This is a genomic window from Chitinophaga sp. (genome assembly GCF_019236475.1).
GTDB lineage: Bacteria > Bacteroidota > Bacteroidia > Chitinophagales > Chitinophagaceae > Chitinophaga.
In genome coordinates, this window is sequence record NZ_JAFAIX010000004.1 from 246,670 (window position 1) to 261,929 (window position 15,260).

Genomic DNA, 15,260 nt, shown 5'->3' on the forward strand with positions numbered 1-15,260 from the left:
GATCCTGTAAAATATCAGCATATGAAAAAATTGCAATTGCTCGCAGTGGTCATCTTTGGGATACTCCTATATGCCTGTAAGAAAGAGGGCGTATTGATTCACCTGGATGAAAATGCTCCTGCACCAGCTCCTATTACTAAATTCAATGTTGTCAATACGCCGGGTGGTGCTATCATCACTTATTCCATTCCCAATGATCCTAACCTGTTATATGTGAAAGCGGTATACCAGGCCAATAGTGAGGTGACCAGGGAAACAAAGGCTTCTTATTATGGTGATACCTTGCTGATCAGCGGGTTTGGTGATACGCTTTCCCATATAGTGAAAATATATACCGTTGGTAGAAATGAAAAAGCTTCTGCTCCCGTGGATGTAACCGTAAAACCTTTGCTGCCACCAGTACTGTCTACCAAGAACCTCCTGAAATTCCAGGAAACCTTTGGTGGGGTAGTGGCGATCTATAGCAATGCGTCACAGTCGCCGCTCACTTATTACATCATGCTGGATACCACTGGCAAGAATACTTGGAAAACGGTGAACGTATATACCAGTACAGCTTTACAAGGGGCTGTTACTGCTAGAGGTTTCGACACGATCCCGCAAAGGTTTGCAGTGTATGTAAAAGACCGTTGGGGGAATAAATCAGATACGATTATTAAATTGTTGAAACCTGTATTTGAACTGCCGGTAGACAAAGCACCATTTAAGGAAGTGGACCTCCCCACGGATAACTATGTAGGGCATACCTGGTCTGGTCTTTCCCTCCGTGCGATGTCTTTTATGTGGAATAATATCTGGAATTCTGATAACGATTGCTTCCATACAAGAACAAGTATTGCGCTGATGCCGGCCTGGTTCACTTTTGATATGGGCTATCAGACAACGTTAAGCCGCTTTAAACTCTATCATCGTTCCGGTACTAGTGGCGCTTATGTAGGTGGTGATCCAAAAGTATTTGAAATCTATGGTAGCAATAATCCTAATCCGGATGGTAGCTGGGACGGCAGTTGGCAGTTGCTGGGTACTTTTAACTCTATCAAACCTACTCCTGGTACCGCCGTGTCTGCGGAAGATAAAACGTTTGCATGTGTAAATGGGGAAGACTACGATATGCCACCAGGTATCCCGCCGGTACGTTATCTGCGCGTGAAGATATTGCAGACATGGGGCGGATTTACCTATTTCTACATTTCGGAAATGTCCTTCTGGGGGGCACGTAAGTAACCAAAATTGAAAAGCTGATGAAAAAGATATTATTGGGTGCCGCCGCTGCTATGCTGTTGTTTGCCTGTACCAAAATGGATGATAATTATAAGAATAGGTTGGTACCTAACGGTATCACCTATACGGGAAAAGCGGATTCCTTGAAAGTATGGCCAGGACGAGAGCGCGTAAGGCTCTCTTGGCTGCGGGGTACAGATCCCAGTATTAAAGATGCTGTCATCTACTGGAATACCGGCAGGGATTCATTGGTGGTGACGGTGCCAGCGGGGAAATCCACCGACTCCGTATTCGCATTAGTAACGCCATTGCCGGAAAACAGTTACTCATTTTCTGTGATCACCCGCGATGGAAGTGGCCACAGATCTATCAAAACAGATATCCTTGGCAGTTCCTACGGAAGCGTATATGAATCTTCCTTACAGCCGCGTGTGGTGAAAAGCAGCAAGCAAATAGGAACGGATTTCTGCATCTACTGGTTTCGTAGTAATGATCCGAATAACTTTAATACGCGATTAAAGTACACAGATAATACCGGAACCGTCAGAAGTATAGACAATCCCGGAGATCCGGACTCTGTGTTGCTTCCCAACGCAACGAAGGGTACCTATGCTTCTTTCCGCACCATGTACCGCCCTGGTGATTTTGCGATAGATACATTCTATTCTCGTCGTGATTCTTTAAAAATTCCTTAATAAGTCCTGGTTTTATTCATTTTCATAGTCCCGGTCGTGCCTCCTGCGACCGGGTTTCTTTTTTACCGTTCATCCCAAAACATATTCAACTTATCATGTGTAATAGTGGAGATTTGGGGGGAAGTTCTATATTTAGGCCAAGATTTCCAGCAAAATAGGACAGTATAGCAAACTGTAGCAGCGATTTCAGACCCAGATCGACAGGTGAGTTTAGAGAGACAGCCTGCCCTATCAGACAAATTATTATCCGCCATGAAAGCTAAGATCTATAAGCCACATCCGGCCCTCCAGGAATTTGTGCATAATATCGGAGTGTATGGGGCCGATTTCAGCGAGAACCCCGATTTATCCAATATGTACCGCTTTGTACCCTCATATCAGCGTTACATCATGTTTTATGTGGAAGACCCGGTGAAAGTACAACGTGTATATTCCAATGATTTTGTGGAGAAGTCGGTCAGTCTGACCGTAGGTCCCCTCGAAAAAGCAGTATGGTTAGACATGGGGCGTAAGCACCTCGCGCTGGGAGTGGCCTTTAAGCCCGGAGGACTTTTCCGCTTACTCAATATCCACATGACGGAACTGCATGAACAAGATTTTGATACCCGTATGTTCCTGGGTAGTGAGATTGAGGATATCAACTGTCAACTGAAAGAAAATACCGAAAATTGGGACAAAATGGTCGAAATCGTGGAAAATTGGCTGTTGATGAAGCTTTCCCGATTGAAACCTTCTAACTCCGTAGATTTCGTGATAGAACACCTGATCCATCATTCCGGCAATATTACTATTGAAAGAATGGCTTACGATGCCAATATCAGTATGCGCCAGTTTGAAAGGAATGTGGTCCAACGCACGGGGATGTCGCCCAAACGCTATGCGCGACTCATCCGCTTCTGCAAGGCGTATCACTTAAAGGAGAGTTTCCCGGAAAGCACCTGGACCAATATTGCGCATATGAGCGGATATTATGACCAGATGCATTTTATCCGCGACTTCAAAGAGTTTGCTGGAATAACGCCTTCTATCATTACCCAGGAAGATCTCAAAAATACAGTGCGTTTGCACTCAATAATGACCTAATCCCTTAAAAATGTCGTATTTGTACTATTTGTTAAGGGCCAGACATGATAACTTTGGATTATTGTTTGCACATCTTTCCTTCCGCCATTTGGAAAGCTTTAGAGAGAAAATATTCCTCTGCCGTTGTTTGTTCTCCTCAGAAGAACGAAATTTCAGTCCATATCTATCAGTTCCCAATTACTGGCAAATTGTTGCTCAAAAGAGCACCGATTGCCGGTACTTTTATTATAAACATACATGACTACAATGAACTATATCGCTGAAAATCCCCAGATTGCTCACTTTTTCGCCGGAAAATCAGAGATTACCAAGGGGCTGTTCAATCACTTTGCTGCACAGTTTGAAAAATTTGGCCCACTGAGTTTCGTGTCTACCAAAACCATGGTAGCCATTACTGCTGGAGACGCAGACAGTAGGCGTATCGCCTGGGTAACCCAACTGGGTAAGAACTTCGTGCATGTTGTATTTCCTTTTCCAGAATTGTATCCCGACAATCTATGCTTCGTGAAGATGGGCCAGGTGCCCGGTAGCCAGCAGTTTAATCATCATTTCAGGATGTATCACAACGAGGATGTAAATGAAGAAGTGAAAAAATATATGCAGTTGGCCTATACTACCATCCGTTAATTTTTCCCGATATCAAACAGTTTGTCCGAAATCGAACAGGTTTTTAGGACGCCATTCCCACCAAACCCTTGATTTTACTGCATTCTTGCATGGCATTGCAATTGGATCATCTATCTGCAAAATTCATAGCAGATGGACAAGGCGATCAGCCACCAGGAATTATCCCGCAATAGGAAAAAACGATACCTCCTCATCGGAGCTATACTGATCATAGTAACAGTAGCGGCATTTTTTCTCCGAAAAGTATTCAAACCTAACGTCAACAGGCAATCGTTCACCACGGCAGTGGTGGAAAGAGGCAATGTCGAAAATACCCTGACCGCCTCTGGTACCGTTGTTCCTGAATTCGAAGAACTGATTACCAGTTCTGTACAGGCCTCTGTGCAGCAGGTACTACTAGATGCCGGTAGTGCCGTGGCGAAAGGACAGTCCGTTCTATTGTTGGATAAATCCGCTACGCAACTGCAATGTCAGAACCTGAAATTCCAACTGGAATTGAAAAGGAATAATATACGGAAGATGAAACTCGATCTGGACCGCAGTTTTTTCGATCTGCAATCGGGTAATAAAGTCAAACAACTACAGATTAACAGCTTAGAGGCAGCCGTTGAAAATGCAAAACGCCTGTTTAAAGCCGGCGGCGGTACCCGCGAAGATATTGAACAAGCTACTATGAATCTCCAGGTAGCCCAACAGGAAAAGATACGCCTGGAAAATGAGATCAACAGCAAGCAACAAACCATGCAGTTGGATATCCATGAAACGGAAATCGCCGCTAAGATCCAGGAAAATGAACTAAGAGAGCTGGAACGTAAACTACAACAGGCAGACGTAGTTGCCAGTAGGGCCGGCGTAGTTACTTGGATCAATAAAAATATAGGCGCCGCCGTGAGGGAAGGGGATGCACTGGCCCGCATCGCAGACCTAGGCAGTTTCAAAATAAATGGCAGTATCTCCGATTCTTATGCCGACCAAATTCATATAGGCCTTCCCGTTATCATCAACCTGAATGATACCTATGTGCGAGGCACCATTGCCAATATTCACCCGGCAGTGGAAAACAGTATTCTCTCCTTTGATGTACAACTGAGTGATCGCAACAATAAACTCTTGCGTCCGAATATGAAACTGGATATCTATGTGGTCACCAATCAGCATAATAATGTGCTGAGAGTAGCCAATGGTCCGGCTTTCCGGGGAGGCAGTGTGCAGGAATTGTTTGTGGTGAAAGGCAACAAAGCCTTCCGCAAGAAAGTCAATCTAGGCTTGTCCAACTTCGGATTTGTAGAGATCACAGCAGGACTACAGGCGGGCGAGGAAGTTATCATTTCCGATATGAAAGACTTCAACAACACCACCGAAATCACTATCAATCAATAACAGCGCCGTATGTCATCTCCCATAAAAAATACGATTACATTATTAGTGGCGCTCTTGCTATTACCCATGCTGTCTATAGCACAGGTAACGGATACGGTTACACTGACATTACCAGCAGTAATAGCCCTGGCAAAGGATAAATCTATTGCCTCCAAGCAGGCCGCCACTGTAAAGGAAACGAAGTACTGGCAATACCGCAGCTTTCGCTCCAATTACCAGCCGCAGCTCGCGCTGACAGGCGTTCTCCCCGGCTATACGAAATCATTTAACCAGGTGCAACAGCCAGATGGTACCATCTTGTTTCAACCGGTTCATAATAATAATTCAACGCTCGATCTCTCCTTCACGCAAAGCATTGCGGCCACAGGGGGCACTATCTTCGGGAGCACTACCATGCAACGCTTCGATGATTTTGACCGCAAGAATACCCTGTACAACGGATCTCCCTATGGTATAGGTTATAGCCAACCCCTGTGGCAGTTCAATGCTTTAAAATGGAATAAAAAAATTGAGCCACTAAAATACTACGAAAGTAAACAAGCTTACATCGAGGCCATGGAACAAGTGGCCATCACCGCTACCGGCTATTTCTTTGACCTCCTGCTAGCACAGGTAAACCTGCAAACTGCCGAAACCAACCTGGCCAATACCATGCGTATCCAGGAAGTGGCCAATGTGAAATTAGAACTGGGTAAGATCTCCCGCAATGAGATCCTGCAATTGAAACTGGAACAGCTCAAATCCAGCAAGGCAGTAGGAATTGCTACCCGCGATTTACAAATTGCCACGCTGAATCTCCGCACCTTCACCGGACTGGAACAGGTAAGTTATATCCGGCTGCAACTGCCAGGGGAAGCCATTCAAGCCAAAGTGCCTACAGATAAAGTATTGGCGGAAGCCTATGCGAACCGCTCCGATGCCATCGCCTTTACCCGCCGACTCGCAGAAGCAAAAAGGGATGTAGCCAAAGCTAGAGGAGATAATGGCATCAATGCTATGCTTACTGCGCGACTCGGCTATTCCAAAAGTGCCGCCACTTTCTCCAAAGTGTACCAAAACCCACAGGACCAACAACTGGTACAACTGGAGTTCACCGTTCCAATTCTGGACTGGGGCCGCTCCAAATCCCGTACCCGCACGGCCAGAGCCAATCTGCAGTTTACGGAATACGCTGTGGAACAGGATAAGCAGTTGTTTGTACAGCAGATCGTTACGCAGGTCACACTCTTCGACCTGATGAAAGATCAGCTACAACTGACCCTCAACGCAGATAGCATAGCCACCGAAAAATCGGATATCTCTAGGGAAAGGTATGTACTGGGTAATTTAAGTATCACTGACCTGAGTATCGCGTTCCAAGAAAAGGATCAGGCTCGCCGGGATTACATCGCGGCGCTGAGGGATTATTGGAGCGCCTGGTATGAACTCCGCTATTTGTCACTATATGATTTTCAACTGGATAAAAAAATAGATTATAAATAACTTACGTCATGATCAAGCTGCAAAACATCGAAAAGGTATACCGTACCGACACCATCGAAACGCTTGCCCTCAACGGCATCAATCTGCATGTGGCCAAAGGAGAATTCCTTTCCATCATGGGCCCCTCTGGTTGTGGTAAAAGTACTTTGCTCAATATTATGGGCCTCCTGGATGAACCCTCCAAGGGTGAACTCCATATAGACGGACATACTGTTACCCGGTTGTCTGATAAGGAGCTGGCAGGATTCCGTAATAAACGATTGGGTTTCATCTTCCAAAGCTATCATCTCATCAACGACCTCAATGTACTGGACAACGTGGAACTGCCTTTACTCTACAGAAAAGTGAATGCAAAAGAACGCCGTCGACTCGCTGCGGCTGCATTGGAGAAAGTAGGCCTGAGTAACCGTCTTCAACATTTCCCTTCGCAATTGTCTGGCGGACAAAAACAAAGAGTGGCCATTGCCAGGGCCATCGTTGGTGAACCGGAAATAATCCTGGCAGATGAACCCACCGGTAACTTGGATAGCGCCATGGGAAATGAAGTGATGGATATCCTGATACAATTGAATCAACACGATAAAACTACGATCGTGATGGTTACACATGATGAGCAGATGGCAAGAAAAACGCATCGCCTAGTACGACTCTTCGATGGTTCCCAGGTACAGTAATCATTGATCATAACTATTAAACGATGCTGAAAAATTATTTTAAAATAGCCATTGCTGTACTGAAACGAAGGAAGTTCTTCACCTTTATCAGCCTGTTTGGTATCAGTTTCACACTGGCCACCCTATTGGTGCTTACTGCTTTCCTTGATAGAATTGTCAATCATGAATACCCAGATGCAAAACGTAAACAATCCCTGTACATTAGTGGTATAGAAGAAAGAGGGGAGCGTGCCCGTTCCAATTCAGGACTCTCCATCAGCTATATCAAACGTTATGTACTACCGATGAAGCTGCCTGGTGCCATTGCTTTTTCTTCCAGGTCCAATGGTACAAATACCTACTTCCATGGCAAAAAAATTGGTATAGATTACAAATTCGTCAATAGTGTATTCTGGGATATTCTTGAGTTTGATTTCCTGGAAGGCAAACCCTTTACGGTCCAGCAGGAAAAAAACCTGGAGAAAGTGGCAGTCATCAGCCAGGATCTGCGGGATAATTATTTTGGTAAGGATGTACCCGCAGTGGGTCAATACCTGGAAGCCAATAATGAGAAATATCGTGTAACCGGTGTCGTTAGAAACGTACCAGCCTCTACGTATATGCTTAGCAGTGACATGTATATTCCTTATACGCTCACGAAAGATGATATGAATACCCCCTCTTATTTTGGTGAATATGCCGCTATTCTCCTGGCCAAAAAAACATCGGACATTCCCGCGATTAAAAAGGAGTATGAAGATATCGTCCGCCGGGTGCCACATACCCAGAAAAGATTTCTGAAAACAACCAGTTTAGCAGACTCCTACCTGGATGCATATATCCGTGGAGGTAGCCAGGAGAGTAAACAGAAAGTATGGGTATATACCGCATTGGGCATATTTATTTCACTGATTGTATTCCTGCCTATCGTTAACCTGGTAAATATTAATGTTACCAGAATAATGGAGCGTTCTTCCGAAATAGGTGTCAGGAAGGCATTTGGGGCTACCAGGAAGGCATTGGTATATCAGTTTATTGTAGAGAATATTATTCTAACGCTGATTGGCGGTTTGGTTGGTCTTGTGCTGGCACAACTGGTAATGATTATTTTGAATAATGCGGACCTTATTAAGAACCTTCACCTTTCATTGAACTTCACCGTATTGTTCATCGGCCTGCTTACATGCCTGGTATTCGGTTTTCTCTCTGGCGTATATCCGGCATGGAGAATGTCCAGGTTCCCGATTGTAAAGGCATTGAAAGCATAAATGTTAAGCTATGTTCAAACATCTTTTAAAACTCATTTGGAATAAGAAGAAGCATCATCTGTTATTGGTGGTGGAAATCCTTGTTTCCTTTCTCGTTATATTTTCACTGACCTCTATGCTGGTGTACTATTATCGCAACTATGCCCAACCGGTTGGTATTGATGATAAAAATATCTGGCAGGTAAACTATGACAATGCTGACAAGCCAAGCCAGCCCGACTCTCTGCAGCAGTTTTACGCTTTGTTTTATCAACAGTTGAAAACCCTGCCGGAAATAGAAGAAGTGACTTTTATTTCCAACAATGCTCCCTATTCCAGCAACATGCATAGGGAAGCAGTTTCCCGTGATGATAAAAAGGAAGATAATGTAGATTATTATGAGGTATCTGAAACCTATGGGAGGATGATACATCCGGATATGCTGGAAGGACGCTGGTACACAAAAGAAGATTTGGTGGGGAAAAATAGACCGGTTGTAATTGGCGAAAGTCTCAGGGATAAATTGTTTCCGAATGAAAACGCAGAAGGCAAACTGCTAACTTATGAGAAGGAAAAATTCAAGGTGGTGGGCGTTGCCCGGGAACCCAAAATCCGTGGTGATTTTATGGAAGTAAATCCATCCGTTTATTTTCCTCCAGACACCCTCTCCATGAAGTGGAATTCCAACATGCTGTTAAAGGTAAATTCCGCTGTATTCCATGATGCCACCTTCGAAGGCAAGGTGTATAAGCTGGTGGCAGGATTCCTGAAAGGGGCTAATGTGGAAATTCAACACCTGGACGATAAGCACCGCGCTGCCAATCGCCTCGCTATCATTCCGGTCATCCTCCTCCTGATAGTAAGTACCTTCCTGATCGTAAATGTCGCCCTCGGCACTTTTGGGGTACTCTGGTACAATATCAATAAACGAAAAGGGGAAATCGGCCTGCGTAGAGCGATAGGCGCTACCGGCGGCGATATGAACCGACAACTGATTGGTGAGTCGATGGTGATTGCCACTTTCTCCTTATTGTTGGGTACTTTCTTCGCTATACAATTCCCTTTGCTGAATGTGTTCAACATCGCAGCAAGCACCTATATCATCGCACTGGTTTTGAGTGTATTGTTTATATATTTGCTAGTATTGATTTGTTCCATTTACCCAGGACAACAAGCAGCCGCCATATTCCCGGCCACTGCGCTACATGAAGATTAAATTGAAGCATGATACTAATTGTTGATGATGATATTGCGGTAAGAACCTCTTTACACTTGATGCTGGAAACGCATAAATTTCCTGTTGTCAGTGCAGATACTGCGGATGCAGCCCGGCTTAAGCTGGCGCTGCATCCGGTGTCATTGGTGATACTGGACATGAATTTTAGCCTGGAAACCTCCGGGAAAGAAGGACTGACCTTGCTGCGCGAGATCCGGGAAGATTATCCGAGTATTCCTGTTATCCTCATCACCGGCTGGGCCACTATCCAACTGGCGGTGGAAGGCATGAAACTAGGGGCGTCCGATTTTATCAATAAACCCTGGACGAACGATCACCTCCTGCAATCCATCCGCACAGCCTTACAGTTAAAAGAATCTCCTACGGAGTCGCACTCCCGTAAAGAGCTGAGTGAACGCTTTCAGTTCTCTCAAATCATCGGCGAAGCGCCCCAGTTGCTACAGATCCTGGAAACCATTGGGCGCGTAGCCCCTACGGATGCGCCGGTGCTGATCACCGGGGAAAGTGGTACTGGCAAGGAATTGATCGCGGAGGCTATTCACCAGAACAGCTTACGCACCACCAAACCGTTTGTGAAAGTCAACCTGGGCGGCATTTCCGCCACCCTCTTTGAAAGCGAAATGTTCGGTCATGTAAAAGGCGCTTTCACCGATGCCCGGAACGATAGAATGGGCCGCTTTGAAATGGCAAATAAAGGCACCATCTTCTTGGATGAAATCGGCGACCTGGACCCTGCCAGCCAAGTGAAACTGCTCCGCGTATTACAGGATCGCACCTACGAAGTACTGGGTAGTAGTCGCACTAAAATGGTGGATGTGCGCGTAATATGTGCTACCAATCGCAATTTGGAGGAAATGGTAAGCGATGGTCTGTTTAGAGAAGACCTGTTATACCGTATCAACTTGATCACTGTAAAACTCCCTGCACTGCGGGAACGCGCAACAGATATTCCGTTGCTACTGGATTATTTCACTTCTAATCTAAAAGAAATTTATCGCCGTCCTGGATTGGGCGTTACACCCGCTGCGGTGAAATGGCTGCGTCAACAAGCATTCCCCGGCAATATCCGTCAGTTTAAAAACCTCGTGGAAAGAACTATTTTGTTAAGTCCACATGATATGCTGGATACCTCAGATTTCCAGGCGCAGTTATCCGCTTTATCCGTCAATAAAGCGAGGAGTGGCCTACCTGCTGTAGGGGAGCTGACCTTGGAAGAAATGGAGATATTGATGATTAAGCGCGCCATGGAATTCCATCGGAATAAAGTGGCCAAAGCCGCGTCGTCATTGGGGCTTACGCGAAGTGCACTCTATCGCCGACTAGAAAAATATAATATTCCTTACGATGAAACTGAAGACTAAATACCTCTTATTCATTAGCATACTGCACCTACTCACGTTGGTGCTAGCCTGGTATGTCTTCAAGGAAGAAAAGGTATTGTTCATTGTATCTGAGCTATTCATCCTATTGTCGGCGGTGATTGCGGCACGATTGTACCGTCAGTTGATACGGCCGCTGGGCTTTCTGATGCGCGGAGTAGATGCCATCCGGGAAAGGGATTTTAATGTCAAATTCCGCCCTACTGGCCAAGTGGAGATGGACCAGTTGATATTAGTTTATAACCAGATGATTGATGAACTGAGAAAAGAGCGCACCCGGCAGGAACAACAACATTTTTTCCTGGAGAAATTAATTCATACTTCTCCTACAGGCATCATTATTTTGGATTATGAAGACCAGGTGCAGCAGGCCAATCCGAAAGCCTTGCAACTCCTGGAAACCACGACAGACAACATTTACAAAAGAAGTATACAAGACTTTCAGCATCCTGTTTGGCAGGAGATTGCGGCACTTCATTCTGGTGAGTCGCGCACCATTACGATTAACAGTGTCTCCACCTATAAAATTCAAAAATCGCATTTTGTAGATCGCGGTTTCCCTCGGCATTTTGTGATGATAGAAGAACTGACGGCAGATATACTGGCAGCGGAAAGGAAAGCCTACGGTAAGGTCATACGCATGATGGCGCATGAAGTCAATAATACCATCGGCCCAGTGAATTCCATCCTGCAATCCGTGCAGCAAGCGCAGCCCGAACATGCCAGTAAATTGATGCTAGATAGTCTGCAAGTGGCTATAGATCGTAATTACAGCCTCAACACCTTTATGCGTAACTTTGCTGATGTAGTGAGACTGCCGTCTCCCCAAATCCGCCAGGTGAACATACATCAACTACTGGAGCATGTAGTTGCATTGATGCAGCCAACTGCCGCAGAAAGAAAAATTGGATTACACTTGTCATTACCACCTCATCCGCTGCATATTCCCGCAGATAAGCAATTGTTGGAACAAGCTTTGATCAATATCATTCGTAATGCGACGGAATCCATTGGGAAGGAAGGAAATATTCGTATATCCTTAGACGATAGTCATTTAACCATTACAGATGATGGCCCAGGTATTCCCCAGGATTTGGTAGATCAATTGTTTACGCCATTTTTCAGCAGTAAAAAAGATGGACAGGGTATAGGGCTTACACTGGTGAAGGAAATCCTCTTGCAGCATGGATTTACTTTTTCCTTACAGACGGTTGCTCCGCGGAAAACGGTATTCAGTATAGTGCTTAGCTAGTTACCTCCAATAGAAAATCGTATAGATTTATTTCTCCTGGGATATCCAGTTTCCTGCGTAGGCGGTATCTACTAGTTTCCACGCCTCGCACGGAGATGCCCATGGTTTGCGCAATTTCCTTTGTGCTTAAATTGATGCGTAAGTAAGCACAGAGTTTTAAATCGGTGGTAGTGAGTTCCGGGAATTTTTTCTTCAGCGTCAGGAGGAAATTATTATGTACCTCATCGAAGTGTCGGGAGAAATCTGCCCAACTGTCCTCATCGTTTTCTGCGGCCTCAAAGAGTTTCATCACTTTCCTGAACTTAGGCAGGGGCGTGGGATCGGATAATTTCTGCATCGATTCCAATAGTGCTTCTTTGATTTCTGCCAGGGTTTTTCCATTCTGTACAATATTCATGGCCGCGGTGGCCAGTTCCTTATTTTTGTGCTGTACATCTGCCTGTAATTTATCGTTTGTCAACTTTACCAACTGCATTTCATTTCTTTCGATTTCCAGTTGATGTTGGATAATCAATTGCTGCTGTTCTTGACGATGCTTTTCCTGCTGGGCGGCTAGTCGGTGGCGTTGGCGGCGTCTGATAGCCATTATTAGTAGTGCTAACAGTAACGTATATACGCACCAAGCATACCAGGACTGATACCAGGCGGGTGCGATATAAAAGCTGTAACTAGCGGCGGTAGAGATATTGCCGAGATTATCGCGGGCTACTACGCGGAACGTATAATGTCCGAAGGGAATATTCGTATACTCTTTCTCCGTTTTGGAAGTCCAGGTGGAGGGTTCTTTATCGAAGCCCTGTAACTGGTAACTGTATTGGATATTATTGCCTGCGGCGGCAGATGGAGAGGCAAATTCGAAGCGGAAATTACGCCAGGCATTGGGAAGCTGGATGTCTGGCGATGAGTGGTCGTTGCCGTATCCGCCGTAGAGGAGACTATCTTGCTGTTTGTTGGTGGCGGTAATGGTCCCCATCAGCACAACCGGTCCGGTATGTTGCTGACTATATTTGCGGTAATTGAGGTGAATGATGCCTTTTACGCCTGCGAGAAAAATATTTTCATCATTGTAAGGATAAATGAATTCGAATCCAGTGATGATCTTATCTGAGAGCTCCGGGAAATAGATAATTCGTTTGGTCTGGATATTGGCGAAGCCTACTTTCTTATCAGCTATAAACCAGATATTTCCGTGTGGATCTGGTTGCAAGTACTGGATGGCGAGGTTGCCGAAAATCGCCTGCCAGCGCGGAGAAGGCCGAAACCGATGACTGTTGCTATCAAATTCGTATATCCCTGCAGGTGTGGCGGCCACCATTTTTCCCGCCAACGTATACACGAAGTTATTGTAGTCCGAGGGGAGGCCGTCTCCCTGGGTATACAAGGTATACTGCAACGAATCGCCGATGAATCGCAGGTGGTAGATGCCGCGGTAAGGATGGGAAGACCATACATTGCCGTTGCCATCGGGCGCAAGAAAACGCAGGGATTCATACAAACCATTGATATGTGGCTGTAAGTGGAATTGGTGCTGCTGTAGTTGCAAGGTGAATAATCCGGTATAACTGCCTGCTATCAAGCGATTGCCTACTGGCAGGTAAGTCCAGCTACCGATATCTTTCAGCAGGGGAATAGCTTTGTTTTGAACGATATCATAAGTACCGTCGCTGTGGCCCATGAGCAGGTGATCTTCGTATAGGCTGAGTCGCCATACTTGGCCCGAAGTATTCGGGATGCGACTAAAACTACTGCGGGAAAGACTATAATCCGTATTGCTGTCTAGGGGCGTCACATAGAGGCCATCGATGGTACCGATATAGAGCTGATTTTTGAAAACCGCTGCCGCATAAGCGCCTATGAGGTTGTTTTTATCCGGTGCGATGCGCTGGATAGCTGCATTGTATTGGATATGATCGATACCGTTTTCCAGGGCCAGCCACAGTTGTTGATTGCCGTCTGCAAATATTTTCAGGACATTGTTATTCTGCATGCCTTCATCGCGGGAGAATTGTTGTAATATCCTACCACTCGGCAGATCGATGATATAGCAGCCGTTCGAGAATGTCCCGATGGCATATTGGTGTTCATCTAGTTTTAGTCCACAGTAGATATGAGAATTTCGGAAGACGACATCTGCACTGGTATTCACGGGAATCACTAGGTCGCGGTATATTTTGACTAGTCCGTCTTTTACAGTGGTCACTAACAACGTATCGTTGCTTTCATCCAAGAAAGCAGTAATCACCAATTGCTTATCAGTCACAGCTTTGGAGTATAGTTTCCAGCTATTGTTTTCGTATCTAAATAAGCCGGTGTTATTGTCTTCCGCGTAAAGATGTTTGTCAGTATTGCCTATTATTTTCCATTCTACTTTCGCAGGGGAAACGTCAATTTTACCTTTATTGTCCAGTCGGAAAATCTTGTCATTGGTACGAAAGAAATGGTCTCCATTAAAGGGAATGATATTCCAGACATCTGCAAACTGTCGGTAAATGGCGGGGATATTGGGTTTAAGCGAAGTGTATTGCAAATTTCCCTGTTGATCTGGCGCAAAATAACCGAATTCGTCTTGCGCGCCTACATAGATGCGCCCATTTTCACCCACTTTCACACTACGCACCCTGGTTTTATTAGGGACCTGAAAAATATGCCAATTGTTGCCATTGAAAGTGATGAGCCCTTCATTATTAGCGAAGTAGCGCATCCCTTTTTTGTCCATATCGATATCCCAGGTTTGTCCATTGCCTTTATACGTCATGCGATCGTAGCTCGCAATGGCTGGTAAGCCGATGGTATGCTGAGCAGATAACGGGACGTGGATTAAAAACAGCACTAGGACTAACAGGTACCGGGTAAACTTCATAGTAGTAAATGTAAAATATTTTTACTGTAGTAGGGAGCTTCCCTTGTTTGTTGGCAGTTTCCGAGGGATGTAGTAGAAATGACGTAGTGCCGAAAGTAAATAATTTCAATGGATTACAGATTTTAGCAGCATCGATTTTTGTAC

Annotated in this window: 12 protein-coding genes; 11 read left to right on the forward strand and 1 reads right to left on the reverse strand. The window is 45.2% G+C overall.

Going from position 1 to position 15,260, the window contains the following annotated elements; genetic code table 11:
* The first annotated feature begins 21 nt into the window (after positions 1-21).
* From JO154_RS05100 to JO154_RS05150, 11 genes are all read left to right on the forward strand, one after another.
* Entirely contained in the window at positions 22-1,224 is a 1,203-nt protein-coding gene (locus tag JO154_RS05100; protein WP_291942519.1) for a DUF5000 domain-containing lipoprotein, read from the forward strand.
* 17 nt (positions 1,225-1,241) lie between these two features.
* Positions 1,242-1,916, forward strand: coding sequence for a DUF4998 domain-containing protein (locus JO154_RS05105; RefSeq protein ID WP_291942520.1), 675 nt, complete (start codon positions 1,242-1,244; stop codon positions 1,914-1,916).
* A 252-nt stretch (positions 1,917-2,168) separates the two neighbouring features.
* Entirely contained in the window at positions 2,169-2,999 is an 831-nt protein-coding gene (locus JO154_RS05110; protein ID WP_291942521.1) for a helix-turn-helix domain-containing protein, read from the forward strand.
* 237 nt (positions 3,000-3,236) lie between these two features.
* Positions 3,237-3,626, forward strand: coding sequence for a DUF5655 domain-containing protein (locus JO154_RS05115; RefSeq protein WP_291942523.1), 390 nt, complete (start codon positions 3,237-3,239; stop codon positions 3,624-3,626).
* A gap of 132 nt (positions 3,627-3,758) precedes the next feature.
* Positions 3,759-5,006 carry an HlyD family efflux transporter periplasmic adaptor subunit gene (locus tag JO154_RS05120; protein WP_291942524.1) on the forward strand — a complete coding sequence of 416 codons (1,248 nt, stop codon included), beginning with the start codon at positions 3,759-3,761 and terminating at the stop codon, positions 5,004-5,006.
* A 9-nt stretch (positions 5,007-5,015) separates the two neighbouring features.
* Entirely contained in the window at positions 5,016-6,488 is a 1,473-nt protein-coding gene (locus JO154_RS05125; RefSeq protein WP_291942526.1) for a TolC family protein, read from the forward strand.
* Between the two features lie 8 nt (positions 6,489-6,496).
* A complete protein-coding gene (locus JO154_RS05130; protein ID WP_291942528.1) occupies positions 6,497-7,162 on the forward strand; it encodes an ABC transporter ATP-binding protein in 666 nt (221 codons plus the stop codon).
* Positions 7,163-7,185: 23 nt separating this feature from the next.
* Positions 7,186-8,409 carry an ABC transporter permease gene (locus JO154_RS05135; protein WP_291942530.1) on the forward strand — a complete coding sequence of 408 codons (1,224 nt, stop codon included), beginning with the start codon at positions 7,186-7,188 and terminating at the stop codon, positions 8,407-8,409.
* 10 nt (positions 8,410-8,419) lie between these two features.
* Entirely contained in the window at positions 8,420-9,604 is a 1,185-nt protein-coding gene (locus JO154_RS05140; protein ID WP_291942531.1) for an ABC transporter permease, read from the forward strand.
* Between the two features lie 8 nt (positions 9,605-9,612).
* Entirely contained in the window at positions 9,613-10,986 is a 1,374-nt protein-coding gene (locus JO154_RS05145; RefSeq protein WP_291942532.1) for a sigma-54 dependent transcriptional regulator, read from the forward strand.
* Positions 10,970-12,256: an ATP-binding protein gene (locus JO154_RS05150; protein WP_291942535.1), complete on the forward strand. Its 1,287-nt coding sequence runs from the start codon at positions 10,970-10,972 to the stop codon at positions 12,254-12,256. Before JO154_RS05145 ends, JO154_RS05150 begins: the two co-directional genes overlap by 17 nt.
* Here the strand turns inward: JO154_RS05150 and JO154_RS05155 are convergent.
* Positions 12,249-15,116 (reverse strand): triple tyrosine motif-containing protein, encoded by a 2,868-nt coding sequence (locus tag JO154_RS05155; RefSeq protein ID WP_291942536.1) that lies wholly within the window; start codon positions 15,114-15,116, stop codon positions 12,249-12,251. The two genes, JO154_RS05150 and JO154_RS05155, sit on opposite strands and share 8 nt — an antisense overlap.
* Between the last annotated feature and the right edge of the window lie 144 nt (positions 15,117-15,260).

What these genes read in the sequence shown, in the direction of transcription:
- JO154_RS05115 (WP_291942523.1), top strand. Translation starts at nt 3,237, where the DNA reads ATGACTACAATGAACTATATCGCTGAAAATCCCCAGATTGCTCACTTT.
- JO154_RS05140 (WP_291942531.1), top strand. Translation starts at nt 8,420, where the DNA reads ATGTTCAAACATCTTTTAAAACTCATTTGGAATAAGAAGAAGCATCAT.
- JO154_RS05105 (WP_291942520.1), top strand. Translation starts at nt 1,242, where the DNA reads ATGAAAAAGATATTATTGGGTGCCGCCGCTGCTATGCTGTTGTTTGCC.
- JO154_RS05110 (WP_291942521.1), top strand. Translation starts at nt 2,169, where the DNA reads ATGAAAGCTAAGATCTATAAGCCACATCCGGCCCTCCAGGAATTTGTG.
- JO154_RS05135 (WP_291942530.1), top strand. Translation starts at nt 7,186, where the DNA reads ATGCTGAAAAATTATTTTAAAATAGCCATTGCTGTACTGAAACGAAGG.
- JO154_RS05120 (WP_291942524.1), top strand. Translation starts at nt 3,759, where the DNA reads ATGGACAAGGCGATCAGCCACCAGGAATTATCCCGCAATAGGAAAAAA.
- JO154_RS05130 (WP_291942528.1), top strand. Translation starts at nt 6,497, where the DNA reads ATGATCAAGCTGCAAAACATCGAAAAGGTATACCGTACCGACACCATC.
- JO154_RS05145 (WP_291942532.1), top strand. Translation starts at nt 9,613, where the DNA reads ATGATACTAATTGTTGATGATGATATTGCGGTAAGAACCTCTTTACAC.
- JO154_RS05155 (WP_291942536.1), bottom strand. Translation starts at nt 15,116, where the DNA reads ATGAAGTTTACCCGGTACCTGTTAGTCCTAGTGCTGTTTTTAATCCAC.
- JO154_RS05100 (WP_291942519.1), top strand. Translation starts at nt 22, where the DNA reads ATGAAAAAATTGCAATTGCTCGCAGTGGTCATCTTTGGGATACTCCTA.
- JO154_RS05125 (WP_291942526.1), top strand. Translation starts at nt 5,016, where the DNA reads ATGTCATCTCCCATAAAAAATACGATTACATTATTAGTGGCGCTCTTG.
- JO154_RS05150 (WP_291942535.1), top strand. Translation starts at nt 10,970, where the DNA reads ATGAAACTGAAGACTAAATACCTCTTATTCATTAGCATACTGCACCTA.